At 53.8% G+C, this 24,040-nt stretch carries 20 protein-coding genes; 18 read left to right on the plus strand and 2 right to left on the minus strand.

Annotation, left to right across the window (positions count from 1 at the left end):
• Nucleotides 1-16 precede the first annotated feature (16 nt).
• The 15 genes from rsmH to ftsZ all read left to right on the plus strand — a co-directional run bounded on the left by rsmH (nt 17) and on the right by ftsZ (nt 17,731).
• Nucleotides 17-952, plus strand: a complete 936-nt coding sequence (gene rsmH, locus BUA28_RS09025) for a 16S rRNA (cytosine(1402)-N(4))-methyltransferase RsmH (protein WP_072767791.1) — start codon at nt 17-19, stop codon at nt 950-952.
• Between the two features lie 41 nt (nt 953-993).
• Complete coding sequence (gene ftsL / locus BUA28_RS09030; protein ID WP_072767792.1) at nt 994-1,299, plus strand: cell division protein FtsL; 306 nt, start codon at nt 994-996, stop codon at nt 1,297-1,299.
• A complete protein-coding gene (locus BUA28_RS09035; protein ID WP_072767793.1) occupies nt 1,296-3,026 on the plus strand; it encodes a peptidoglycan D,D-transpeptidase FtsI family protein in 1,731 nt (576 codons plus the stop codon). Before ftsL ends, BUA28_RS09035 begins: the two co-directional genes overlap by 4 nt.
• Nucleotides 3,023-4,594 (plus strand): UDP-N-acetylmuramoyl-L-alanyl-D-glutamate--2,6-diaminopimelate ligase, encoded by a 1,572-nt coding sequence (locus BUA28_RS09040; RefSeq protein ID WP_072767794.1) that lies wholly within the window; start codon nt 3,023-3,025, stop codon nt 4,592-4,594. The genes BUA28_RS09035 and BUA28_RS09040 overlap by 4 nt, the downstream gene beginning before the upstream one ends.
• A complete protein-coding gene (gene murF / locus BUA28_RS09045) occupies nt 4,591-5,967 on the plus strand; it encodes a UDP-N-acetylmuramoyl-tripeptide--D-alanyl-D-alanine ligase (protein WP_072767795.1) in 1,377 nt (458 codons plus the stop codon). Before BUA28_RS09040 ends, murF begins: the two co-directional genes overlap by 4 nt.
• A 106-nt stretch (nt 5,968-6,073) precedes the next feature.
• The gene (gene mraY / locus BUA28_RS09050) at nt 6,074-7,159 is read left to right on the plus strand and encodes a phospho-N-acetylmuramoyl-pentapeptide-transferase (RefSeq protein ID WP_072767796.1); all 1,086 of its coding nucleotides are present in this window, start codon (nt 6,074-6,076) and stop codon (nt 7,157-7,159) included.
• A gap of 11 nt (nt 7,160-7,170) precedes the next feature.
• Nucleotides 7,171-8,601 (plus strand): UDP-N-acetylmuramoyl-L-alanine--D-glutamate ligase, encoded by a 1,431-nt coding sequence (gene murD, locus BUA28_RS09055; protein ID WP_178297989.1) that lies wholly within the window; start codon nt 7,171-7,173, stop codon nt 8,599-8,601.
• A complete protein-coding gene (gene ftsW, locus BUA28_RS09060) occupies nt 8,601-9,764 on the plus strand; it encodes a putative lipid II flippase FtsW (RefSeq protein WP_072767797.1) in 1,164 nt (387 codons plus the stop codon). The genes murD and ftsW overlap by 1 nt, the downstream gene beginning before the upstream one ends.
• Nucleotides 9,765-9,855: 91 nt before the next feature.
• Nucleotides 9,856-10,935 carry an undecaprenyldiphospho-muramoylpentapeptide beta-N-acetylglucosaminyltransferase gene (murG, locus tag BUA28_RS09065; protein ID WP_256598281.1) on the plus strand — a complete coding sequence of 360 codons (1,080 nt, stop codon included), beginning with the start codon at nt 9,856-9,858 and terminating at the stop codon, nt 10,933-10,935.
• A gap of 38 nt (nt 10,936-10,973) precedes the next feature.
• Nucleotides 10,974-12,428 carry a UDP-N-acetylmuramate--L-alanine ligase gene (murC, locus tag BUA28_RS09070; protein WP_072767799.1) on the plus strand — a complete coding sequence of 485 codons (1,455 nt, stop codon included), beginning with the start codon at nt 10,974-10,976 and terminating at the stop codon, nt 12,426-12,428.
• 47 nt (nt 12,429-12,475) lie between these two features.
• Nucleotides 12,476-13,516 (plus strand): UDP-N-acetylmuramate dehydrogenase, encoded by a 1,041-nt coding sequence (murB, locus tag BUA28_RS09075; protein ID WP_072767800.1) that lies wholly within the window; start codon nt 12,476-12,478, stop codon nt 13,514-13,516.
• On the plus strand, nt 13,506-14,426 hold the full coding sequence (locus BUA28_RS09080) for a D-alanine--D-alanine ligase (RefSeq protein WP_072767801.1): 921 nt from the start codon (nt 13,506-13,508) through the stop codon (nt 14,424-14,426). The genes murB and BUA28_RS09080 overlap by 11 nt, the downstream gene beginning before the upstream one ends.
• Nucleotides 14,416-15,111 (plus strand): cell division protein FtsQ/DivIB, encoded by a 696-nt coding sequence (locus BUA28_RS09085; protein WP_072767802.1) that lies wholly within the window; start codon nt 14,416-14,418, stop codon nt 15,109-15,111. Before BUA28_RS09080 ends, BUA28_RS09085 begins: the two co-directional genes overlap by 11 nt.
• Nucleotides 15,112-15,186: 75 nt before the next feature.
• The gene (gene ftsA / locus BUA28_RS09090) at nt 15,187-16,425 is read left to right on the plus strand and encodes a cell division protein FtsA (protein WP_072767803.1); all 1,239 of its coding nucleotides are present in this window, start codon (nt 15,187-15,189) and stop codon (nt 16,423-16,425) included.
• 139 nt (nt 16,426-16,564) lie between these two features.
• Entirely contained in the window at nt 16,565-17,731 is a 1,167-nt protein-coding gene (gene ftsZ / locus BUA28_RS09095; protein WP_072767804.1) for a cell division protein FtsZ, read from the plus strand.
• A 255-nt stretch (nt 17,732-17,986) separates the two neighbouring features.
• Here ftsZ and BUA28_RS09100 read toward each other — a convergent pair whose 3' ends face one another.
• Nucleotides 17,987-18,469, minus strand: a complete 483-nt coding sequence (locus BUA28_RS09100) for a DciA family protein (protein WP_072767805.1) — start codon at nt 18,467-18,469, stop codon at nt 17,987-17,989.
• Between the two features lie 274 nt (nt 18,470-18,743).
• Here BUA28_RS09100 and BUA28_RS09105 point away from each other — a divergent pair, with 274 nt between their 5' ends.
• A complete protein-coding gene (locus BUA28_RS09105) occupies nt 18,744-19,415 on the plus strand; it encodes a M23 family metallopeptidase (RefSeq protein WP_256598282.1) in 672 nt (223 codons plus the stop codon).
• An 88-nt stretch (nt 19,416-19,503) separates the two neighbouring features.
• Nucleotides 19,504-22,257 carry a preprotein translocase subunit SecA gene (secA, locus tag BUA28_RS09110; RefSeq protein ID WP_072767806.1) on the plus strand — a complete coding sequence of 918 codons (2,754 nt, stop codon included), beginning with the start codon at nt 19,504-19,506 and terminating at the stop codon, nt 22,255-22,257.
• Nucleotides 22,258-22,412: 155 nt separating this feature from the next.
• On the opposite strand, the gene BUA28_RS09115 is transcribed toward secA, so the two are convergent.
• On the minus strand, nt 22,413-23,360 hold the full coding sequence (locus BUA28_RS09115) for a class I SAM-dependent methyltransferase (RefSeq protein WP_072767807.1): 948 nt from the start codon (nt 23,358-23,360) through the stop codon (nt 22,413-22,415).
• A gap of 497 nt (nt 23,361-23,857) precedes the next feature.
• On the opposite strand from BUA28_RS09115, the gene BUA28_RS15910 reads away from it, so the two are divergent.
• Nucleotides 23,858-24,022 carry a hypothetical protein gene (locus BUA28_RS15910; RefSeq protein WP_178297985.1) on the plus strand — a complete coding sequence of 55 codons (165 nt, stop codon included), beginning with the start codon at nt 23,858-23,860 and terminating at the stop codon, nt 24,020-24,022.
• The last annotated feature ends 18 nt before the right edge of the window (nt 24,023-24,040 follow it).

The following is a 24,040-nucleotide window of genomic DNA, read 5'->3' on the forward strand; positions in this document are numbered from 1 at the left end:
TGTGGTTGATAAGTATATGCATACCGCAGTTTTGCTGCATGAGGCGGTGGACGCTTTGGCCGTCAAGCCGGACGGAATATACGTGGATGGAACCTTCGGCCGTGGTGGGCATAGCCGGCTGATACTGGAGCGTTTAGGAAAAAATGGAAGGCTGATAGCGTTCGATCAGGATCCGTCCGCATTTGAAGTTGGGCAGGCTCTTGAAGATGAGCGTTTCCATATAATTCACGAGAGCTTTTCGAGGATGCAGGAGGTCTTGCGGCAGTTGGATGTGGATCGGGTGGACGGGATATTGCTGGATCTGGGAATATCTTCGCCGCAGCTTGAAGAGGCTCGTCGCGGCTTCAGTTTTCGCCTGGATGGTCCGCTCGATATGCGCATGGACACAAGCCAAGGACCGACGGCCGCGGAGTGGCTTGCTTCCGCTCCCGAAATCCATTTGGAAGAGGTGATCAGGAACTATGGCGAAGAGCGGTTTGCTAAACAGGTTGCAAGAGCGATTGTTGCGGCTAGAGGTCGGCAGCCCATCGTCACTACACATCAGCTTGCTTCGATCGTGGCGTCGACCGTACGCTCGCGCGGGCGGGAAGATAAGCAGAATCCGGCGACGCGCACTTTTCAGGCTATACGGATTTACCTCAATCAGGAGCTTGAGAAGCTGTCGCTTGCCCTGCCGAAATGCGTGGAGATGCTGAACGCCGGCGGCCGGCTGGTCGTGATCAGTTTTCACTCGCTGGAAGACCGGACAGTGAAACGTTTTATGCGTGAATTGGCAGATTCGGACAGGCTGCCGAAGGAATTACCGCTACGTGAAAAGGAAGTGCAGCTTTTGAGTCGCCAGAAATTGCGTTTGATAGGCAAGGCGATACGTCCGGATACGAAGGAAATAGCCAGCAATCCCAGGGCGAGGAGCGCAATAATGCGCGTGGCGGAGCGAACAAATACGACATAGGGAACAGCCACAACGCCGTTCCCGGTTAATGAGAGACTGATGTGGCCAGACTAAATATTTTGTTGACCTTAATTCTCATCGCCTGCGCGTTGAGTGTTGTGACCTCACAGCACAAAGCGCGCAAGCTTTTTGTAGAACTCGAAAAAGAGCAGGAATTGGCACAACAGCTAGCGGTGGAATGGGACCAGCTTCAGCTTGAGCAGAGCACTTGGGCAATGCATACGCGCGTTGAAAAAATCGCTACCGGGAAATTGCACATGCGTATGCCCGATGCATCTCGCATCCGGGTTGTTCCGTTTGGGATTCGCTTAAGTCGAGCCGATCTCTTGGAAGCACCGGAACCATGAAGTTCGATCACACAATATATCTCGTACTGCCTGCGGGGCGCTCGCGCCTGTTGCTGGCATTGCTGCTGCTTGGGTTGGCGGCATTGGCGGGGCGCGCTGCTTATCTGCAGGGAATGAACAACGGATTCCTGCAACAGAAAGGCGAGTCACGCTATGGCCGCGTACTTGAAATGAGCGCACACCGCGGCATGATTACGGACCGGCATGGCAAACCGCTCGCAATCAGCACACCCGTTGAATCGGTATGGTCGAGTCCTCAGGACATGCACGCCACACCCGAACAACTGGTAAAACTGGCCAACCTGATCGACGTGGATATCAAGGAAATTCGCCGCCGCATCGATGGGCCACAGCGCGACTTCGTATACTTGAAGCGGCACTTGTCACCCGAGGTCGCCGCCAGGATAGTCGAGCTTGACATGCCCGGCATATTTCTAAAACGCGAGTTCCGGCGATATTACCCAACGGGCGAGTTGACCGCGCACGTGCTCGGTTTCACTGACGTGGATGACAAGGGGCAGGAGGGCTTGGAGCTGGCATGGCAGGAAGAGCTTGCGGGCAAACCTGGAAGCCGCCGCGTAATCAAGGATCGCAAAGGACGAGTCGTCGAGGATGTGAAAAGTATCCGGGCGCCCAGGTCAGGACAGGATGTTGCCCTGTCGATAGACAGTAAAATCCAATATCTCGCTTACCGTGAATTGAAGCAGGCGATGGAAACGCATAAGGCCAAGGCAGGGGGAGTCGTAGTATTGGATGCGCAGACGGGCGAGGTGCTGGCGCTGGTCAACCTGCCGGCGTATAACCCTAACAACCGGACAAGCATGAACGGCTGGCGCGCTCGTAATAGAGCCTTTACTGACGTATTCGAGCCGGGCTCGACGCTGAAGCCGTTCACCATAGCGGCAGCGCTGGAGGCAGGCGGAATCAAGCCCGACACCATTTTTGAAACAGCGCCCGGTACATTTTCCATAGGTAAGGCGACAATACGAGACTCGCATAAGGAAGACGCGTTGACGGTCACGCAAGTGATCCAGAAGTCCAGTAATGTCGGTTCCGCAAAGATTGCCCTGTCGCTGCCGCCACAAACGTTGTGGGGAATGTTGAACGATGCGGGGTTTGGTACGTCAACCGGCTCTGGGTTTCCCGGGGAAGCCGGCGGTAAGCTACGCCCCTACCGTACATGGCGCCCCATCGAACAGGCAACTATGTCATACGGCCACGGCATCGCGGTGAGCCTGCTGCAATTGGCACGCGCTTATACGCTGTTCTCCGCGGAAGGAGAATTGAAGCCGATTTCGCTATTGAGGCTGGAGTCACCCTCGCCGGGCAAACGCGTCATATCGCGCGACACTGCCTTGGCTGTGAGCCGCATGCTGGAAATGGTAGCGCAACCAGGAGGGACCGCGCCGCAAGCTCAGGTGAGCGGTTACAGGGTAGCTGGGAAAACGGGTACCGCACATAAGCTGGAAGGTAACGGTTATGCAAAAAACCGTTACCTATCGACATTCGTGGGTTATGCGCCGGCTTCCAGTCCCCGATTCGTTATCGCGGTAATGCTGGATGAGCCTTCCGCTGGCCAATATTTTGGCGGCGTAGTAGCGGCACCCGTGTTTAGCCGGCTTATGGATGGCACGCTGCGTATGCTGAATGTACCGCATGATGCACCTGTGGATAAGGATAAGGTAATGTCTCTCACCGCAGCGCCAGGATTGAATGGTGATGTATGAGTTCAAGTCTTGACGTTAGAGGCCGCAAGTTTTCGGAAAGATCACCGGTGCATTTTGATTTTCGTATTTTTAAGGAGTTGAGCGTCAAAATCAGCAGTCTTGCCACCGATAGCCGCACGGTGAAACAGGGCGATACATTTCTGGCCTATGCCGGAGAAAGGAGCGACGGCAGAAACTTCATTCGCCAGGCCATCGCCGCAGGAGCCAATGCGGTATTGTGGGAACCTGAAGGCTTTGTATGGGATTCTGTATGGAAAGCGCCAAATTTGCCGATCCCAGGGCTGCGAACCAAGGTGGGCATTATTGCCGACCATGTATATGATCACCCGTCGCAAAAATTGTGGCTCATCGGTATCACAGGAACGAATGGCAAGACCTCCTGCAGCCATTGGATTGCTCAGGCGCTGACTGCGCTGGGCAAGAAAACCGCGGTTATCGGCACCTTGGGAACCGGTTTTTGTGACGCACTGGAGCTTACCGCCAACACCACGCCGGATGCGGTGTTTTTGCAGCAGAACATGGCGGATCTATTACAGCGTGGCGCCTGTTGCCTGGCAATGGAGGTGTCATCGCACGGGATTATGCAGGAGCGCATCAACGGCTCGACATTCTCAGTCGCCTTGTTTACGAATCTCTCGCGCGACCATCTCGATTACCACGGCAGCATGGAAGCATATGCTGCCGCCAAGGCGCGGTTATTTCGCTGGCCCGGGCTCAGGTATGCCGTACTGAATCTTGATGATGCGTTTAGTGCTGACTTGTCAAATCACCTTCTGGAAACGGACACGCAAATAATAGGATATGGGTTCACGGAAGCAGCAACCCGAACTCGGGACACGACGAAATTCAGGATATTGCGAGGATACAATCTCAAGGCAAGCCCTCGAGGCTTGGCGTTTGATATTGAATTTGAAGCCGAACATCTGGAACTTGAAACTGAAGTGTCAGGACGCTTCAATGCTTCAAATTTATTGGGAGTGCTCGCTAGCCTGCTGGCCAGCGGCATCAGCTTGGCCGACGCAGCGCGAGCTTTGCGGGAAATCCGCCCTGTCGCGGGGAGAATGCAGCAAATAGGCGGAGGCGATCAGCCTCTTGTCGTCGTGGATTACGCCCATACGCCTGACGCTATGGAAAAAGTATTGACCGCGCTGCGTGAAATTCTTCATTCCGGTTCTGCATCGAGTAATGGAGCACATGCCCGAAACCTAAAATTGATCTGCGTGTTTGGCTGTGGTGGCGAACGCGACCGTGGCAAGCGGCCTCTACTGGGCGAAGTGACGACACAACTGGCTGACGAGGTCATCATCACAAATGACAATCCACGGCAGGAAGACCCCAACGTCATCATCAGCGAGATTGTGGCGGGGGCAGGCATCAACCATCACATTGAAAAGGATAGGGCAAAGGCTATTTTCCGGGCGATTCATTACGCGAAAAAGGGTGACGTCATATTAATCGCGGGGAAGGGACATGAAGCCTATCAGGAAATAGATGGGCAAAAATTTCCATTCAGCGATGTTGAGATTGCCAGGCGGGCACTGATGGAAAGGGCACGGGTACAAGCATGATGACCGTGCATGACGCAGCCAGCGCTTTGAACGGTAAGCAGTCTGGCGGAGACGCTTGCTTTACCGGAGTCAGCACCGATAGCCGTACAGTAGGGCGCGGCGATTTGTTCGTAGCGCTGGTAGGGCCAAATTTTAATGGCCATGATTTTATTGCCGTGGTGAGGGACGAAGGCGCAGCGGCGGCAATGATCTGCCAAGAGGCTGAACCTGGAGTCGGGGAACTTGGAATTCCTCTGATACGTGTGGAGAATACCCGACTGGCATTAGGGCGGCTCGCAGCACACTGGCGCGGGCGTTTCAGGATACCGATGGTTGCGGTGACCGGGAGCAATGGCAAGACCACGGTAAAGGAAATGATTGCATCGATTTTACGACGGGTGGCCGGGCCGGACGGGCAGATGAATGACCCGGATACGGTACTGGCGACGGAGGGCAATCTTAACAATGATATCGGCGTGCCCCTGATGCTCTTGCGGATGCGCGAACGGCATGGCTATGCGGTGATTGAGATGGGAATGAATCATTCCGGCGAGATCTCATATTTGACTGGTCTGGTAAAGCCCACCGTCGCGCTGATCACCAATGCAGGGGCGGCGCATGTCGAGGGACTGGGTTCGGTGGAAGCAGTGGCACGGGCAAAAGGCGAAATTTTCGAGGGGCTCGATCAGGACGGAATAGCTGTCATCAACACTGATGATCCGAACGCTCGGCTCTGGCGCAAACTCGCCGGCAATAGAAGAGTCATCGATTTCGGCCTTGCGGACAGGCCAAAAGTGGGCGCGCGCTATCGCCCTGATCTTTTCGGCAGCAGCGTGGCGTTGGTCCTGCCTGACGGGGTTAAAGAGGTGCAATTACAAGTCCCAGGCGAGCATAACGTGCGAAACGCGCTTGCAGCGGCAGCGGTTGCGGTAGCCCTGGGTATTGACGCGGAAGCAATAGCGTCGGGACTAAGCGCATTCCACGGCGTGAAGGGACGCATGCAGAAAAAACACGGCCGGTGCGAGGCAACATTGATAGACGATAGCTATAATGCCAACCCCGATTCGGTACGGGCCGCTTTGGCGGTGCTGGCAAAAGCTGTCGGGACAAAGATCCTGGTTTTGGGTGATATGGGTGAACTCGGCGGTAGCGCGAGGGATTTCCATGAACGCATTGGTACAGAGGCAAAAATGGCCGGGATTGATAAATTATTGGCTCTGGGCGAGTTGAGCGTTCATGCCGCAAAAAAATTTGGTTCGGGCGGCCGGCATTTTACGGATATCGAGGAATTACTGGCCGAGGTAGAGAGTCTGCTGAAGCCTGGCGTTACGCTACTGATAAAGGGGTCGCGCTTCATGCAAATGGAGCGTGTGGTCAAGAGTATCGAGTTATGACTCCTGACGTGTGCGCCATAAATTTTGGTTATCTTGAAATCATGAGCAGGCTGGGCCAATTGGTCTTTCCACGAGTCTCGAACAATATTCTGTTGTGGTGGGCGCGATGCTGCTAGAACTCGCTCAATGGCTGGCGAAGGACATCCGTGCATTCAACGTATTCCAGTACATCACATTGCGCACGGTTCTCGCGGCGCTTACCTCTCTTGCGATCTCATTCATCGTAGGCCCCGCCATGATACGTAAGCTGACTGCTTACAAAATCGGGCAATCGGTGCGCAGCGACGGGCCCCAGACCCATCTTGTCAAAGCGGGCACGCCCACGATGGGTGGCGCTCTGATATTGGTATCGATTGCCTTTTCAACGTTACTGTGGGCGGATCTGAGCAATCGTTACGTATGGGTGGTGCTCATCACCACGCTGGGTTTCGGCATCATCGGCTGGATAGATGATTATCGCAAGGTGGTATATCGCAATCCAAAGGGACTCTCCGCCAAAGCCAAGCTCTTCTGGCAATCGGCAATAGCGATTCTGGTGGCGTTGTATCTCGCGTTAACGGCCGAGTTGCCTGCACAGACAACCATGATCGTCCCATTCTTCAAGCAAGTGGCGATACCGCTTGGTGTTACCGGCTTTGTCGCGCTTGCCTATTTCGTCATAGTGGGTACCAGCAACGCGGTGAACTTGACCGACGGTCTTGACGGCCTCGCCATTATGCCTACCGTCATGATCAGCAGCGCCCTGGCGATTTTTGCCTATGTGGCGGGGCACGCGGTATTTGCGAAATATCTGGGTATTCCTCATATCCCCCATGCGGGCGAGCTGGCTGTCTTCTGTGGTGCGCTGGCGGGTGCCGGGCTCGCCTTTCTCTGGTTCAACGCCTACCCGGCAGAAGTATTCATGGGGGACGTCGGCGCGCTTGCCCTTGGCGCCGCACTCGGAATCGTGACCGTGATAGTACGCCAGGAGATCGTGCTGGTCATTATGGGCGGCGTATTTGTGGTGGAAACCTTGTCAGTCATGCTGCAGGTGGCCTCGTTCAAGCTGGTCGGGAAACGTATTTTTCGTATGGCGCCGCTGCATCATCACTACGAATTGAAGGGCTGGAAAGAAAATCAGGTAGTGGTTCGGTTCTGGATTATCACCATGATGCTGGTGTTGTTTGGCTTGTCCACGCTGAAGTTGAGATGACCCATAAATTGATGAATTTGAGAAATAAAACCGTACTGGTGCTTGGGATGGGCGAGACCGGACTCTCCATGGCCAAGTGGCTGTCTCGCATGGGAGCAATCGTTCGCGTGGCTGACAGCCGCACAGTTCCCCCTTGTACGGAAGATTTAAAACAGGCTCTGCCTCATGCCCTTATGTTTACCGGGGCATTTACAGCCGAGGCGTTTGCCGATATCGACCTGATCGCTATCAGCCCCGGCGTATCTCTGACTGAAAAGCTTGTGCAGCAGGCAATGAAGAACGGCGTGCCGGTGATGGGGGACATGGAACTTTTTGCGTTGGCAATCAGGTCGCTAAGTGCTTCAAGGCCAACAATAGTGGCTATTACCGGCTCCAACGGCAAGACAACGGTAACGGCCATGGTGGGGGCAATGGTGAAAAAAGCCGGGTGGGATGTCGAGGTGGCGGGAAACATCGGCCCCGCTGTGCTTGATGCACTGATGCGGCGGGTAGATTCAGGACGACTGCCTCGAGCCTGGATATTGGAGGTTTCCAGTTTTCAGTTGGAAACCATGCAAAATCTCGGCCCTGATGCGGCCACTGTGCTGAATTTAAGTGAAGACCATCTTGATCGTTACGATGGAATGCGGGAATACGCCGCGGCGAAGGCGAGAATATTTCGGGATGCTGCCGTTGACCAAGGCGACGATGCAGGGATGCAAATATTGAATCGTGACGATTCCATGGTGCGTGAAATGGCGCTGAGGGGCCGCAAGAATATAACTTTCGGCTTGGATTTACCCGTCGGCCACAGCGATTTCGGCCTGCTGCGTGAAGACGGCAATTCATGGCTGGTGCAGGGAGCCACGCGCTTGATGAAAACCAGTGATCTTGGCGTTCATGGTTTGCACAATGCGGCGAATGCGCTGGCTGCGCTAGCGCTGTGCCGTGCCGTTGCGTTGCCGTTTGAGCCATTACTGCAGGCCTTGCGTGAATTTCGGGGCTTGCCGCATCGAATGGAGAACGTTGGAACCCATGGTGGTATCACTTTCTACGATGACTCGAAGGGTACCAATGTCGGCGCGACAGCCGCAGCGCTGACCGGCATGACGCAAAGCGTCGTTTTGATAGCCGGTGGCGTTGGCAAAGGACAGGATTTCACACTTTTGGCAAGGCCGATAACGGAACATGCGCGGGCTGTGGTGCTGATCGGACGGGATGCAGGCAAAATCGCGAGCGCCATAAATCATTGCGGCGTGCCGTTGCATCATGCATCGACAATGGAAGAGGCGGTACAAAAAAGTTTTTGGCTGGCGCAGGAAGGCGATGCGGTATTGATGTCGCCCGCATGTGCCAGCTTCGATATGTTCAAGAATTACGCGCATCGCGCCGAGGCGTTCATTGCGGCGGTGAGACGAGTGCAGGCCAGGACTCCAGTCATGAATAATCACGTCACTCGCTGATGATCTATCGGAGCCATATCGGGAACCAGGAAGCACTACCCCACTTTGATCAGTCCTTGATCTGGTCGGGCATATTATTGCTGGGCCTGGGGCTGGTAATGGTGTATTCCGCTTCCATCTCGATCGCCGAGGCAGGGCGGGGCACCGATGGCTACCCTGCATATTTCCTTGTTCGGCATGGTATTTATCTGGTGGTGGGTTTGCTGGCGGGTTTAATCGCATTTCAGGTGCCGATGCAGATGTGGCAGAAATATTCCTTCCACCTGTTTCTGCTCGGAGCAGTGCTGCTGCTGCTGGTGCTGATTCCCGGCATAGGCCACGAAGTCAATGGCAGCCGACGGTGGATATCGCTGGCGGTCGTGAATTTTCAACCGTCGGAGTTCATGAAGCTGTTCATGGTGTTTTATGTCGCCAACTATACCGTTCGCAAGGCGGTTTACCTCGGGAGTTTTCGTAAAGGTTTTCTGCCCATGCTGATCGTGACGCTCGTTATAGGTACGCTGCTGCTGCTCGAGCCTGATTTCGGCGCATTCGTCGTTATTACCGCCATCATGATGGCGATATTGTTCCTGGGAGGAATAAACCTGAAGCTGTTCACCGGGTTGATTGGTTTTTTGATAGTCGCCCTGTTGGCGCTCATCTGGATCGAGCCTTATCGCATGCAGCGTTTCTTTGGATTCATGGACCCATGGGACGATCCCTACGGAAAAGGATATCAGTTGAGCCATGCCCTGATTGCGTTCGGGCGGGGTGAATGGCTGGGTGTCGGCCTGGGTGGCAGCGTCGAGAAGCTTTTTTATCTGCCTGAAGCGCATACCGATTTTTTGCTTGCGGTGATCGCGGAGGAACTTGGTTTTATCGGGGTCGTGACGGTAGTGGCGCTGTTTGCGTGGCTGATAATACGCGCCTTCATTATCGGCCGCCAGGCAGCGATGAGAGAGCGGCACTTTCCGGCCCTGGTGGCCCAAGGTATTGGCGTATGGCTGGGCGTGCAGGCATTCATCAACATGGGTGTGAACATGGGTGTGCTGCCGACCAAGGGATTAACGCTGCCGCTGATGAGTTTTGGCGGCAGCAGTGTTGTCGTCAGTTGCATTACGCTGGCGGTCCTGCTGCGGGTGGACTGGGAAAATCGGCAGTTGATGAAGGGTTATACAGTATGAAAGCGGACGAAAACCCGAATCGCAAACCTGAAGAATTGTTGCATGAGGCCAGCATGGGCTTATGGAGCGGTTCCTGATAACGGGAGCTGACTTGATCCATACCATTCTTATTATGGCCGGCGGAACGGGCGGACATGTATTTCCAGGGTTGGCGGTCGCGGAGCATATGAAGACCGCGGGATGGCGTGTGGTGTGGCTGGGAACCGAAGGTGGAATGGAAACCACGCTGGCGCCGCGGCAAGGGTATCACCTGGAAACTATCCGTTTTTCGGGCCTTCGCGGGAAGAGCGTCCGAACCTGGCTGACGTTACCGCTGCGCCTGTTGATCGCATTTTGGCAAAGCGCCAAAGTGATACTTCGGGTGCGCCCGGACGTAGTGCTGGGTATGGGCGGCTATCCGGCCTTTCCCGGCGGCATGATGGCCTCGTTGCTGGATAAGCCACTGCTGATACACGAACAGAATTCCATTCCCGGCCTCGCTAACAGGATATTGGCGAAACTTGCTGACAGAGTGCTGCTGGGTTTTCCGGATGCGATCAAAAAAAGCAAAAAAGTAGCATTTTTCGGTAATCCTGTTCGTAAAGAAATTAGCGGGCTGGAAGCGCCGGAAAAAAGATACGCCATGCGCGACGGGCCAATGAAGTTACTGGTGGTTGGCGGCAGCCTGGGTGCGCAAGCGCTGAATAGTGTCGTGCCACAGGCGTTGAAGCGGATTCCCGAGAAGTTGCGCCCGCTGGTAACGCACCAGGCAGGCGCAAGGCATCTGGACGGGCTAAAAAAAAACTATGCCGAGGCGGAGGTGGAGGGTGAGTTGGTCACATTCATTGACGACATGTCGGTCCGCTACGCCGATAGCGACCTGGTGATCTGTCGTGCCGGGGCGCTTACTATCGCTGAATTGAGTGCGGCGGGTGTTGCAAGCATTCTGGTGCCATTTCCTTACGCGGTGGACGATCATCAGACATGCAATGCGAAATTTCTGAGTGACAGGAATGCGGCGGTATTGGTGCCGCAAGATGATTTGACGCCGCAAGGCCTGGCCGAATTATTGATGGGATTCAGCCGCGAAAAACTCATGGAAATGGCCATGAAAGCCCGTGAACTGGCAAACCCGGATGCGACCAGATTAGTGGCGGAAGCATGCATGGGAATGATAAAAGCACAAAAATGAAAGCGTCAGGAAATGAATAAAACTACTGTATTTCCATCATGAGGCATAAGGTCAAGCATGTCCATTTTGTGGGCATCGGCGGTTCGGGTATGAGCGGAATCGCTGAAGTGTTGCTTAATCTGGGGTATCAGGTGAGCGGCTCGGATTTGTCCGCCAGCGCAACCACTCGGCGCCTGAGAAAACTGGGTGCCGTCGTTCATGTCGGCCATGCGAGAAGTCATGTGGCATCCGCTGATGCGGTGGTGACTTCGACGGCAATAATGGCGGACAACCCGGAAGTTCTGGCAGCGCGAGAAAGTAATGTACCGGTGGTTCCTCGTGCCATCATGCTGGCGGAATTGCTGAGATTACGCCAGGGGATCGCGATTGCGGGCACCCATGGCAAGACCACTACCACCAGCCTGATTGCCAGCATTTTTGCCGAAGCGGGCATGGACCCGACATTCGTTATCGGCGGCAGGCTGGAAGCGGCAGGGTCCCACGCGAAGCTGGGCCGTGGTGAATTCATCGTGGTCGAGGCCGACGAATCCGATGCCTCCTTTCTTTATTTGCAGCCTGTGCTGGCGGTGGTGACCAATATAGATGTCGATCACATGGAGACTTACGGTCACGATTTCAACAAGCTCAAGCAGGCATTCGTGGAATTTATCGAACACCTGCCTTTTTACGGTATGGCGGTATTGTGCGTGGATGACGCAAGCGTGCGCGAAATCATGGCTGCCATTACCAAGCCCATTACAACTTACGGCTTATCGGATAACGCACAAGTTCGTGCTTCCGATATCCGCCATAGTGAAGGTCGGATGCATTTTACCGCGCTCGTAGGAACAAACGGCAAGACGCGCAAGCTCAAATGCATGCTTAACCTCCCAGGATTGCATAACGTGCAGAATGCGCTTGCAGCAATCGCGGTATGCAATGAAGTGGGTTTGCCGGACGCTGCCATAATCGGGGCATTGGCCGGCTTCAGGGGCGTAGACCGGCGTTTTCAACGTTATGGCGAAATCAAACTGACCGGCAACGGAAACGCGGGGGCCGGCAGCTTTACGCTTGTCGACGACTATGGTCATCATCCCGTCGAGATGGCAGCCACCATCGCGGCTGCGCGCGGCGCATTTCCTGGCCGCAGGCTGGTGCTGGCGTTTCAGCCGCACCGCTATACGCGCACGCGCGATCTGTTCGAGGATTTCGTTAAAGTGTTATCGACCGTCGATGTGCTGCTGTTGACAGAAGTCTATCCTGCGGGCGAAGCCGCGCTCATAGCGGCGGATAGCAAGTCGCTCGCGCGCGCGTTGAGGGTCCTAGGCAAGGTGGAACCGATTTTTATCGAGACCGTGGACGAGCTGCCTTCCGCCATTCATAGCGTGGTGCAGGACAATGACGTGATACTCGTGATGGGAGCGGGATCGGTGGGCAGGGTGGCCCCTGACCTTGCAAGGAACCAATGGACGGCTGAGCAGGAGGCCGACCTGGCGGTGGAAGGAGAAGGATAAAAATCAGGCCACTTTTCGTCGCACATGAATATGCGCAGGTTTCACGAATGGATATGTCGGAAATTAATTTGAACCATGGCTCCAGTGCACTTCGGGGCGAGATGCGCGTGAATCAGCCAATGAAAAAATATACTTCATGGCGTACCGGGGGCGTGGCGGAGCGCGTGTATCTGCCGGCAGATCTGGCTGATCTCGCGCAGTTCTTGCGCGGCTTGCCGCAGGATGAGCCAGTGCATGTGATAGGGCTCGGCAGCAATCTTCTGGTGCGTGATGGAGGAGTGCGGGGAACCGTAGTGGTGTTGCATGGCCGGCTTAACGACCTGCGGCTGGAGCAGCGGGATAAAGGTGACCCACTGATATACGCTGGCGCGGGCGTAGCCTGCGCAAAAGTGGCGCGGTTTGCAGCCTTGCACAGTTTGGCCGGCGCAGAGTTTTTAGCCGGTATACCCGGTACTGTCGGCGGGGCGATGGCGATGAATGCTGGGTGCTACGGTGCCGAGACCTGGGAAATTGTATACAAGGTTCAAACACTGGGTCGTGCCGGGCGATTGCAAGCACGCCTGCCTGGAGACTACGAAATCAGTTATCGGCACGTTGCCATGAAGCCTGGGATTAATGATGGGGAACAGGGCGAGCACAAATCGGGGAGTTTCCCGGATGAGGAATGGTTCACAGGCGGCTGGTTCCAATTGTCGGCAGAGAAAGAGGCAGTATCGCGGCAAAAGATCAAGGAATTACTGACAAGACGAATCAATAGCCAGCCTTTGAATCTGCCCAATGCCGGATCAGTGTTTCGTAATCCACCGGGCGACTGGGCCGCGCGACTGATCGAGTCATGCGGACTGAAAGGTTTTCGTATTGGGGGCGCGATGGTTTCGTCGACGCACGCAAACTTCATCGTAAACACCGGCACTGCCGTAGCGGCGGATATCGAAGCGGTGATAGACCGGGTGCGTAACACGGTAAAAGAGCAGACTGGCGTCGAGCTGGTGCAAGAAGTACGAATTATCGGTGCTGTAAGCGAACGCAGCGGGATTCCCGATTTCGCGACTCATTATTCTGTCAAGGAAGATCAAAATGGTGAGTAACCATAATTTTGGGAAAGTTGCTGTTCTTCTGGGCGGCCGTTCCGCTGAACGCGAGATTTCGCTCCAGAGCGGCAAAGCCGTGCTGGAGGCATTACGGCGCCAAGGTGTTGACGCACATCCGTTCGATCCCTCCGAACAGCCAATGGAGGCGCTTCTGCACCAGGGGTTCAGCCGGGTCCATATTGCCCTGCATGGGCGCTACGGCGAAGACGGTACCGTCCAAGGCGCGCTGGAGCTGATGGGATTGCCTTATACCGGTAGCGGTGTCCTGGCGAGCGCGTTGGCGATGGATAAATGGCGCACTAAATTGCTTTGGCAAGCTGCTGGAATCAAAACGCCCCGCTATGTCGTGCTTAATGAACAAACAGATTTTGATCTGGTTTCCAGAGAGCTCGGGCTGCCGCTGATTGTCAAGCCATCGCGAGAAGGGTCGACCCTCGGCTTGAGCAAGGTGATCAAGGCAACGGACTTGCCGACAGCACTGCAGCTGGCGGCGGAGCACGACACTACTGTGCTGGCGGAGCAATTTATCGAAGGCATGGAGCTTACCATCGCTATCCTCGGAGAGATGACGTTACCCTTGGTCCGCATCCAGGCGGAAAGCGGCTTGTACGATTATGAGGCTAAGTATATGTCCGATACTACCCGGTATTTTTGCCCGAGCGGCTTATCCGCTGCTCAGGAGGAGGCGATTCAGGCACAGGCATTGCAAGCACACAAGATTCTGGGTTGTGAGGGATGGGGAAGGGTAGACGCCATTCTGGATGCATCGCACCAGCTATATTTTCTTGAAACCAACACATCGCCTGGGATGACCGCACACAGCCTTGTACCCATGGCAGCGAAAGCCGTCGGAATTTCATTTGACGATCTGGTCCTGCGGATACTGGAACTGGCCCATGTGGGATAACCATCAGGCGCTCACCTTGCTGGCGAATTGGCTGTTTGCGCTGGCTGCGTTGATAGTGAGTTACCTGATCACTCAATTGACGATCAATTCGCCTTTGTTTCCGTTGAAGGAGGTGAGCCTTGGCGGCAATGACGGCGGCCTGAAGCACGTGACGCGAGAACAGATCGATGGGGTAGTCCGAAATGCTGTCGCGGGAAATTTTTTTACAGTTGATCTGGAAGCGACCCGTAAAGCTTTCGTCAAGCTGCCTTGGGTACGGACCGCCAGTGTGCGTCGCATCTGGCCGCATGGCCTGGAGGTAACGCTAGAGGAACATATGGCCCTGGCGCGCTGGGGTAGCAGCGCACTGGTCAATTTTCAGGGGGAAATATTCAATGCTGCATCCGATGAACCATTGCCTGAATTTGAAGGCCCGGAGGAAAGCTCAAGCGAAATGGCCAGACAGTACACGGTGTTTAAAAAAATGCTGCAGCCGCTGCATCAGAACATCGCACGGATGAGCCTTTCCGACCGTCGGGCCTGGCGGGTTCACCTGGACAACGGGACCATACTGGAGCTCGGGCGCGAGCAGGTGGGCGTGCGGCTGAAGCGTTACGTACAGGTGCACGACCACAGCACGGCGCAATTAAATCAGCAATTGACATACGTTGACCTGCGTTATCCGAGCGGCTTTGCTGTCCGCTAAGCACGTGGTGCGATGCTGAAACAAAATGGATTTGATTTGATGGAAATGCCGGCAGATTTAGGGCTTTTAAGATAGATGAATAGAAGCAACGAAACAAAAAATCTGATCGTGGGGCTCGATATCGGCACATCGAAGATTGTGGCTATTGTCGCAGAGGTGAAACCCGAAGGCGGGTATGAAGTTATCGGCATGGGCAGCCATCCTTCGCGCGGCCTGAAGAAAGGGGTTGTAGTGAACATCGAGACCACCGTCAACGCGATTCAGCGGGCATTGGAAGAAGCCGAGTTGATGGCCGACTGCAGGATTCGGGAAGTTTATACCGGCATTGCCGGTAGCCATATCAAAAGTTTCAATTCGCATGGGATGGTGGCCATCAAGGATAAGGAAGTTTCGCGACTGGATGTGGAACGTGTGATGGAAACCGCGAAGGCAGTGAATATCCTTAACGACCAGCAAGTTCTCCACGTACTCAATCAGGAGTTCATCATAGATGGCCAGGAGGATGTGCGCGAGCCCATCGGCATGAGCGGTATACGGCTGGAAGTCAGAGTGCATATCGTGACCGGGGCGGTATCCGCGGCACAGAATATCATGAAGTGCGTGCGGCGCTGCGGGCTGGAGGTGCGTGACCTGGTGCTGCAACCGCTTGCCTCGGCCATGGCCGTGCTATCGGAAGACGAAAAAGATCTGGGCGTCTGCCTGGTGGATATCGGCGGGGGTACAACCGACATCGCGGTATTCACACACGGCGCCATTCGCCATACCGCGGTGATTCCGATTGCCGGAGACCAGATCACGAATGATATTGCGATGGCGCTCCGCACCCCTACCAAGGATGCCGAAGACATCAAGTGCCGCTACGGTTGCGCCTTGCGCGGTATGGCTGACCCGCACGAAATGGTGGAAGTGGCGGGCGTGGGCGACCGTGGAACACGCCAGCTTTCCAGGCAAACACTGGCAGAAGTCATCGAGCCCCGTGTGGAAGAGCTTTATTCGCTGGTGCAGGCTGAACTGCGCCGCAGTGGCTTCGAGGAACTGCTGTCGTCCGGGATCGTCATTACCGGCGGCAGCAGCTCCCTTCAAGGTATGGTGGAGCTCGGCGAAGAGATATTCCATATGCCTGTACGGCTAGGCCTTCCGCACTATCACGGCAGCCTGGAAGAAGTGGTGCTTACGCCGCGGTGCTCTACCGGCATTGGCTTGATACTGGCCGGCATGGAACAGCTCCAGCGACACCAGCACACCCGGTTGCAGGGCAACTCGTTCAAGCGAATTCTGGAAAGGATGAGAAGTTGGTTTCAAGTCAATTTTTGAGGGCCTCCTATCCGAAGACCCCAAAAATGGGGGAGGTCTCTTTTCGACAGCGAAGGGGCGGCTGGCAGCAGCGTTCAAAAGCGGAAAGACTTAAATAACAAATACTGTTCAGTTGATACAATTCCTAAAGGAGAGTGTAATGTTCGAAATCATGGATACAGAAACACAGGAAGCCGTCATCAAGGTCATTGGCGTGGGCGGTTGCGGCGGTAACGCCGTGGATCACATGATCCTGAACGGCGTGCAAGGCGTCGAATTCATTTGTGCCAACACCGATGCCCAGGCATTGAAGCGTAATCAGGCACGTACTCTGCTGCAAATGGGATCAGCGATCACAAAGGGACTGGGCGCTGGCGCAGATCCTGAAATCGGACGTAACGCAGCGTTGGAAGACCGCGACCGGATCGCCGAATTAATCGAAGGCGCGGACATGCTATTTATTACCGCGGGAATGGGCGGCGGTACCGGAACCGGCGCTGCGCCCGTGGTGGCGCAAGTGGCCAAGGAAATGGGAATCCTTACCGTAGCAGTGGTTACCAAGCCCTTTTCGTTCGAGGGCAGGCGGCTTAAAGCAGCTCAGGCAGGAATGGAAGCGTTGTCACAATATGTCGATTCGCTGATCGTAATTCCCAACGATAAGCTGATGCTGGTTTTAGGCGAAGACGTGAGCATGCTTGATGCGTTCAAGGCTGCCAACAACGTACTGTACGGCGCCGTGGCCGGCATCGCGGAAGTTATCAATTGCCCGGGCCTTGTCAACGTCGATTTTGCCGATGTAAAAACGGTGATGTCGGAAATGGGCATGGCAATGATGGGTTCGGCGTTTGCCTCAGGGGCGGACCGCGCGCGCGCAGCGGCGGAACAGGCTGTCGCCAGTCCCCTGCTGGAGGATGTGAACCTTTCCGGTGCGCGAGGAATATTGGTGAACATTACCGCTAGCTCAGCCATGAAGATGCGCGAGGTGCACGAGGTGATGAATACGATCAAAGACTTTACGGCGGAAGACGCCACCGTGATAGTCGGCACCGTCATCGATGAAAATATGGAAGAAAATCTCCGGGTGACCATGGTTGCCACAGGGCTGGGCGGTGTCGTTAACCGCATACAACCTAAACCGCTAAGCGTGATCCACACGCGCACCGGGACAGATAATGCCCTCTCGGCGGATGGTATCAACTGGAAGGATCTGGATGCCCCGGCCGCGTTACGTACGAATAGACGGCGCGACGCCACCATCGAGGCCATGAAACAATCGGGAGTGGATGTCCTTGATATTCCCGCGTTCTTGAGGAAGCAAGCGGATTAGCATTGCTTATGAATAAATAAAATATTTGTTCGCCCGGATAGGCCTCATGAGCTGAGGCTGGTTCGCGATCGCTGTGATCGCCAGCGGAGCTTGAGCCGATAGCACGGAAGACTCAGCGGCCTTCGCGTTCCGTGGCAAGTTTGTCATTACTCATCCGCAGAGCGCGAAATTTTCGCACAAGGCACGCTATCGCCTACGCATGCGTTATACGAATCCATCCAGGAATCCATCGATCTCCCCACCATTGCCGGGATTTTAGATAATATCCGAGCCGTAGCCGTTCTTCTCGCCTTCCATTCGCTGTTTTTCCAGCAGCGATTCGACTGCGGTTTTTAGAGGCGATGGTGGCAATCCTTCGGCCAATTCACTCAGCCTTTCCATGCCAGCCCGGCCTATCCGCATTTTTTTACCGGGTAAATCACCCTTACGAATATTACGGTAATCTGCTTGCACAGCAAGTCGAATTGCAGTAACCTCATAGCCCATCGCTTGAAATTTTAATAATAATGACGGCAACGTCTGTCTGAGTTTTGCCGCAATTGCACCGTTACCTGCACATATCGTCAGGTTTCCTTCAAAGAATCCGCCTAGCGTGCAGTGTCGAACCAGTTGGTGCGGAACGATTTTCGAGAATGCCTGTTGCATCGCGGTTAACTCGTCCATGTAGCTGAATAATCGCTGATGCTTGGGCGTCAGCCTTAGGGTTCCAAGGTAGAAATTTATCTTGTGGACGGTCATAGCTAAAGAGTAATTTAGGGAATGAGATGCATATTATTCTAATTTCCAATAATTTAAAAAAACCGAGAACCTTGACCCTGACCGGCGTGCATCTTGTACTTCTGGCAGGGGGAGGAGTTTTAGCTTCTGTATTGTTTGCGATGGGGTTGAATTATCTTTCTCTTCGGTATGCTGACAAGATCGACAGTCCTTTTCCCTGAGATCGCTCGTTTCGAGTGTACAGCAGGAGGAACATAAAAAAAACCAGTCGTACTTGCGCGATAGCCTCAATGCCATGGCAGTCAGAATGGGTCAGATGCAGGCACAGCTGCTGCGGCTGGATTCCGTGGGCGCTCGTCTGGCGGAATTATCGGGTATCAAGCCTCAGGAATTTCGGTTTAATCAGAATCCCGGTCAGGGAGGAACCGTATCGACGCTGCCATCCGAGGATATGTCATTTGCAGAGTTCAACAGTAAGATCCAGGAACTGTCGCTCGCATTGGATGACCGTAGCGACAAGCTTGGCGCACTGGATTCATTGTTGATGCAAGACAGGCTCAAGAAGAAAATGCTTCCGTCCGTGATGCCTGTGAACACAAAATGGTACTCCTCGGGTTTCGGGGTGCGTATAGATCCTTTTACGGGAAGACGCATTTTTCATGAAGGGGTTGATTTCTCGGCTGCAACAGGTACGCCCATCGTGGCTGCGGCGGGCGGCGTGGTAGTGTATTCCGATTTTCATCCCGAATATGGTAATATGGTCGATGTTGACCACGGCAATGATTTCGTCAGCCGTTATGCTCATGCTTCCAAGCGCCTGGTCAGGCTGGGCCAAGTCGTGGTGCGCGGGCAGAAGATCGCGGAAGTAGGCAGCACTGGTCGTTCTACCGGTCCTCATCTGCATTTTGAAGTCCGGCACAAGGGCTCGCCGCAAAACCCGTCACGATTCTTGAAGATGCCCGGTTGAGCCGGGTCAATACTCTGCGGGTGGGGGTGAGGCCAAAAACCTCACCCCTTATTTTTTGGATAGTCGCTAACAGAATTTTTGAGATTTCATGCTGAACAATCTGCTCAAGAAAGTTTTCGGGAGCCGTAACGATAGGCTGATCAAACAGTATTTCCAGACGGTGGCGACGATTAACGCACTGGAAACCAGGATAGCGGCGCTTACCGACGCCGAACTGCGTGCAAAGACCGAAGAATTCAGGCAGCGCATTGCCGACGGGACAACCCTTGACGCTTTACTGCCCGAGGTATTTGCCGTGGTACGCGAAACTGGCAAACGGGTGCTCGGGATGCGTCATTTCGACGTTCAATTGATCGGGGGCATGGTGCTGCATAGCGGCAAGATTGCCGAGATGCGAACAGGCGAGGGTAAAACGCTGATGGCGACCTTGCCCGCTTATCTCAATGCACTGGCTGGCAAGGGCGTTCACCTCGTTACCGTGAATGACTATCTTGCCAAACGGGATGCGGAGTGGATGGGGCATCTTTATCAATTCCTCGGTATCAGCGTAGGCGTAATCCTTTCACAGATGGATCACGGTGAAAAGCAGTCCGCTTATGCGGCAGACATAACCTACGGCACCAATAATGAATTCGGTTTCGATTACCTGCGCGATAACATGGTGAACCACCCTGTCGAGCGGGTGCAACGCGTACTTAATTATGCCATCGTTGACGAAGTCGATTCCATCTTGATCGATGAGGCGCGCACGCCGTTGATTATCTCCGGCCAGGCCGAAGGCAACACCGAAGTTTATGTGCGTATGAACGCGCTGATTCCGAAACTGGTTCGCCAGGAAACCGAAAAAAGTGCGGGTGACTTCAGCGTAGACGAAAAAGCCCAGCAGGTTCTGTTGAGCGAGGAAGGTTTCGAGCACGCGGAAAACTTGCTTGCCGATGCTGGGTTGCTGCCTCCTGGAACCAGCCTCTACGATCCGGCCAACATCAATCTCGTCCACCATTTATACGCTGGCCTGCGTGCACACGCGTTATTTCATCTTGACCAGCACTACGTGATACAGGATGGCGAGGTGGTCATCGTCGACGAGTTCACCGGGCGGCTCATGTCTGGCAGGCGCTGGTCGGAAGGATTGCATCAGGCGGTGGAAGCAAAGGAAGGTGTTTCGATCCAGAAGGAGAACCAGACACTTGCCTCGATCACTTTTCAAAACTATTTCCGCATGTATCAGAGGCTGGCCGGCATGACGGGCACGGCGGATACCGAGGCTTTCGAGTTTCAGCAAATCTACGGGCTGGAAACAGTCATCATTCCAACCCATCGCCCCATGATCCGCAATGACCGCATGGATCAGGTATTCCGCACCATGGGAGAAAAGAATCGCGCTATCATTGAAGATATCAGGGATTGTCATAAGAGGGGACAGCCCGTTCTCGTCGGAACGACCTCTATTGAAAACAATGAGGAGCTTTCCGGGTTATTGACCCGCGAGAAGTTGCCGCACCAGGTATTGAATGCCAAGCAGCACGCAAGAGAAGCTGAGATCGTCATCCAGGCCGGACGTCCCGAAATGATCACGATCGCCACGAATATGGCGGGTCGCGGAACCGATATCGTACTTGGCGGCAATCCTGAACCTGAACTTGAGCGGGTTCGTGCCGACGAAAGCATGAGCGAACCGGAAAAGAGCGAGCGAATCGGGCAATTGCAGCAGCAATGGCAACTTCTTCATGATGAGGTGCTGAAACAAGGCGGATTACATATTATCGGCACAGAGCGGCATGAATCTCGCCGCGTGGATAATCAGTTGCGGGGCCGTTCGGGCCGCCAGGGCGATCCGGGTTCCAGCCGTTTTTATCTCTCGCTGGAAGATCCACTTCTGCGTATCTTTGCATCTGATCGGGTAGCAAGCATCATGCAGCGGCTTAACATGCCGGAAGGTGAGGCCATTGAGCATCCCTGGGTCACTCGCGCGATTGAAAACGCCCAGCGCAAGGTGGAAGCCCGCAATTTCGACATACGAAAGCAGTTGCTGGAATACGACGATGTCGCCAACGATCAGCGCAAGGTAATCTATGAGCAACGTGGTGAACTTCTTGAGTCGCAAGATATCTCGGAAACGATTACGGCAATGCGCGACGACGTGTTGCGCAGTCTGGTCGCACTTTATATCCCGGCGCAAAGTGTAGAGGAGGAATGGGACATCCCAGGGCTGGAGAAGGCCTTGGCGGCCGAGTATCAATTGGCATTGCCATTACAGGAGTGGCTGGAGAAGGAGCCCGACCTGCATGACGAAAACATGCATCAGCGGATCAGTGCAGCAGCGCAAGAATATTATTCAGGAAAGGTCGACCAGGTTGGCGCGAATGTCATGCATCAGTACGAGCGTGCCGTTATGCTGCAAAGTCTCGATATCCATTGGCGGGAGCATCTCTCGGCGCTGGATCACCTGCGTCAGGGTATCCATCTTCGAGGATACGCACAGAAAAACCCTAAACAGGAGTATAAGCGGGAGGCTTTTGAACTATTCACTTCCATGCTTGAGGGGATCAAGGCGGAAGTTACCAAGACGCTCATGACCGTGCAGATAAGAAGTGAGCAGCAGGTGGAAGCCGTGGCGGAAACACAACGCTCACCTATAAACGTACAGTATCACCACGCGGCTTTCGAAGAAGCGCTGGGTGAAGAGGGATCTTTCGAAGGCGGTGAGCCGAATCGCGACGCCGAGGATCATCCGGAGAAGCATCAGCCATTCGTGCGCCAAGGGGAGAAGGTCGGGCGCAATGATCCATGCCCTTGCGGATCAGGGAAAAAGTATAAACAATGTCACGGCAAGCTCAGTTAATGGGCATTCGATACGCGGACGTGGCCCCAAATCAGTAGCCTCACGCGCATGGCGCGTTGCGCTTGGGCGCGTAGTAAGGGGTCACGGCACATCCAGACCCTCCGGTCGTAATCTACGAGCGGAGGGTTATTCCAAAAAATTAGCGCTTGTTATTTTTATCTACACTTTCTGAAAAAAATATAGTTCCCTTTTTTTAGAATATTTCTGTAAAACGGACGGAGCATACTCTTCAAAATTTTCTTCGCTCCACCCCAGTCGGTTAAATATTGATATTGTATTTTTTTGGGGATCAGTAATTCTTCTAATCCTGATTGAATTGCCATCTTGGAGAATGACTGCTTTCTAAAAAGATTAATATGCTCGAGAGGAGCAACAGGCATAAGAGAATTTTTTGAGCCTATTTCTGATTTCCAGTCCATGACTTTTAATCTTTGCTCTATATCAGGTGCATAGGGGACGCTAATCTTCAGAATTCCATCTGTTTTTAGGCTGCTGCTTAAATAGCGTAATGTCTGTAAAGGTTCTGGTATGTGTTCAAATACCTGCTCAGTGTTAATGAAATCGAAGCGATATTGAGGAATCTCGTCCCAATTTATAATCCTGATCCCATTTAACTTCGCGTGTTGTATTCGTTCGGTAGATAATTCTGAACCAAATGAATTACATCCAAAAGCCTTCGCCATCAGCGCCCATTCGCCCCACCCCATACCAAAATCGAGAAAATTCAAGGATGTAGGATTTTTTCGGAAATACGCAATAATGTGCATAATTTCCTGGGCATGGCGTGAATAGTATTCAAGTCCGCGATTCTTCAAGTGGTGGCTAAATACTTTTTGGGGATTTATCCAATGTTCATACAGTCTTTCCATCAGAAAATCGTTTGGAATATCTCTTTGAAAAATCAAACCGCAGACATCGCATTCGGACAGAACGTAAGCAGCTCCTTCGAGATACTCAAATTCAACCATGCCTTGTGGCGAATAAAAATCTACCAAATAATCTGCTATTGGAGATCTGTCATATTGGCATTGGTATATCGTTCTGAAGCTACCTGAAGCGCATGCTGGGCATTCTTGCCGTTTTACAAACCAAATTTTGCTCATATTCTTCTTCCTGTAGAGTTTCTTGCGAAACTCGCCGCCTGAGGGAAATTAGCGGCGAATGGGATAGAGAAAGGGCGACCATTACTGGCAAGATGAAGTTTCCAAGGATTTCGTCGGCCTCGAATGGCTTGAAATGAATACTACGCAACGCACAGGACTAATGCAATGTTGGCGACTGGCTAAGCATGAGTTGATGCCCGAATGGAGATCCGGAGTCAGTAGTGTCGGGCAATTCAGCTCGGACGGTTAAATAACAAATTGATTGCCAACAGGAAACGCCGTATATAAGGGTGTCACCGTTTCAACATGAGTTTTTTGGAAAGCTGTAATTTTCCCTCTGCGATTTCCCATTATGCATTCAGGAAAATTGGTATTTGCGCAACTCATGGAATATTCGCCTCTTCACATGTTTCGCCGCTCGGTACAGCGCTATCCTTCCAAATGTCCGACCAAGGCCGCTTCCGAGCGCTGAAAATGTTGTCTTGTAGAGATGCCCCATGAAGCATACGTGGACCGGATTATCGGGTTATAGTAATGCGGTGGGGCCGATGATTGGGGCACATGAAAGCAGATGGGCGCGCCGGGGTAATGCCATGAACGCCTGCAATGCCGCGGGCAAAAAAAATGAAGATAGCCATCGATTAATGATGGCCGTTTGTTAAAGATGAAGTTTTGCAGGC

The sequence above is a fragment of the Nitrosospira sp. Nsp11 genome (assembly GCF_900142705.1).
Classification (GTDB): domain Bacteria; phylum Pseudomonadota; class Gammaproteobacteria; order Burkholderiales; family Nitrosomonadaceae; genus Nitrosospira.

Bases quoted from the DNA above. Each gene is read 5' to 3' on its own strand.
- ftsA (WP_072767803.1), top strand. From the start codon at position 15,187: ATGAATAGAAGCAACGAAACAAAAAATCTGATCGTGGGGCTCGATATC.
- murF (WP_072767795.1), top strand. From the start codon at position 4,591: ATGATGACCGTGCATGACGCAGCCAGCGCTTTGAACGGTAAGCAGTCT.
- murB (WP_072767800.1), top strand. From the start codon at position 12,476: ATGGATATGTCGGAAATTAATTTGAACCATGGCTCCAGTGCACTTCGG.
- murC (WP_072767799.1), top strand. From the start codon at position 10,974: ATGAGGCATAAGGTCAAGCATGTCCATTTTGTGGGCATCGGCGGTTCG.
- BUA28_RS15910 (WP_178297985.1), top strand. From the start codon at position 23,858: ATGAAGCATACGTGGACCGGATTATCGGGTTATAGTAATGCGGTGGGG.
- BUA28_RS09085 (WP_072767802.1), top strand. From the start codon at position 14,416: ATGTGGGATAACCATCAGGCGCTCACCTTGCTGGCGAATTGGCTGTTT.
- BUA28_RS09115 (WP_072767807.1), bottom strand. From the start codon at position 23,360: ATGAGCAAAATTTGGTTTGTAAAACGGCAAGAATGCCCAGCATGCGCT.
- mraY (WP_072767796.1), top strand. From the start codon at position 6,074: ATGCTGCTAGAACTCGCTCAATGGCTGGCGAAGGACATCCGTGCATTC.
- BUA28_RS09080 (WP_072767801.1), top strand. From the start codon at position 13,506: ATGGTGAGTAACCATAATTTTGGGAAAGTTGCTGTTCTTCTGGGCGGC.
- ftsZ (WP_072767804.1), top strand. From the start codon at position 16,565: ATGTTCGAAATCATGGATACAGAAACACAGGAAGCCGTCATCAAGGTC.
- secA (WP_072767806.1), top strand. From the start codon at position 19,504: ATGCTGAACAATCTGCTCAAGAAAGTTTTCGGGAGCCGTAACGATAGG.
- BUA28_RS09100 (WP_072767805.1), bottom strand. From the start codon at position 18,469: ATGACCGTCCACAAGATAAATTTCTACCTTGGAACCCTAAGGCTGACG.
- murD (WP_178297989.1), top strand. From the start codon at position 7,171: ATGAATTTGAGAAATAAAACCGTACTGGTGCTTGGGATGGGCGAGACC.
- BUA28_RS09040 (WP_072767794.1), top strand. From the start codon at position 3,023: ATGAGTTCAAGTCTTGACGTTAGAGGCCGCAAGTTTTCGGAAAGATCA.
- BUA28_RS09105 (WP_256598282.1), top strand. From the start codon at position 18,744: ATGGCAGTCAGAATGGGTCAGATGCAGGCACAGCTGCTGCGGCTGGAT.
- ftsW (WP_072767797.1), top strand. From the start codon at position 8,601: ATGATCTATCGGAGCCATATCGGGAACCAGGAAGCACTACCCCACTTT.
- BUA28_RS09035 (WP_072767793.1), top strand. From the start codon at position 1,296: ATGAAGTTCGATCACACAATATATCTCGTACTGCCTGCGGGGCGCTCG.
- rsmH (WP_072767791.1), top strand. From the start codon at position 17: ATGCATACCGCAGTTTTGCTGCATGAGGCGGTGGACGCTTTGGCCGTC.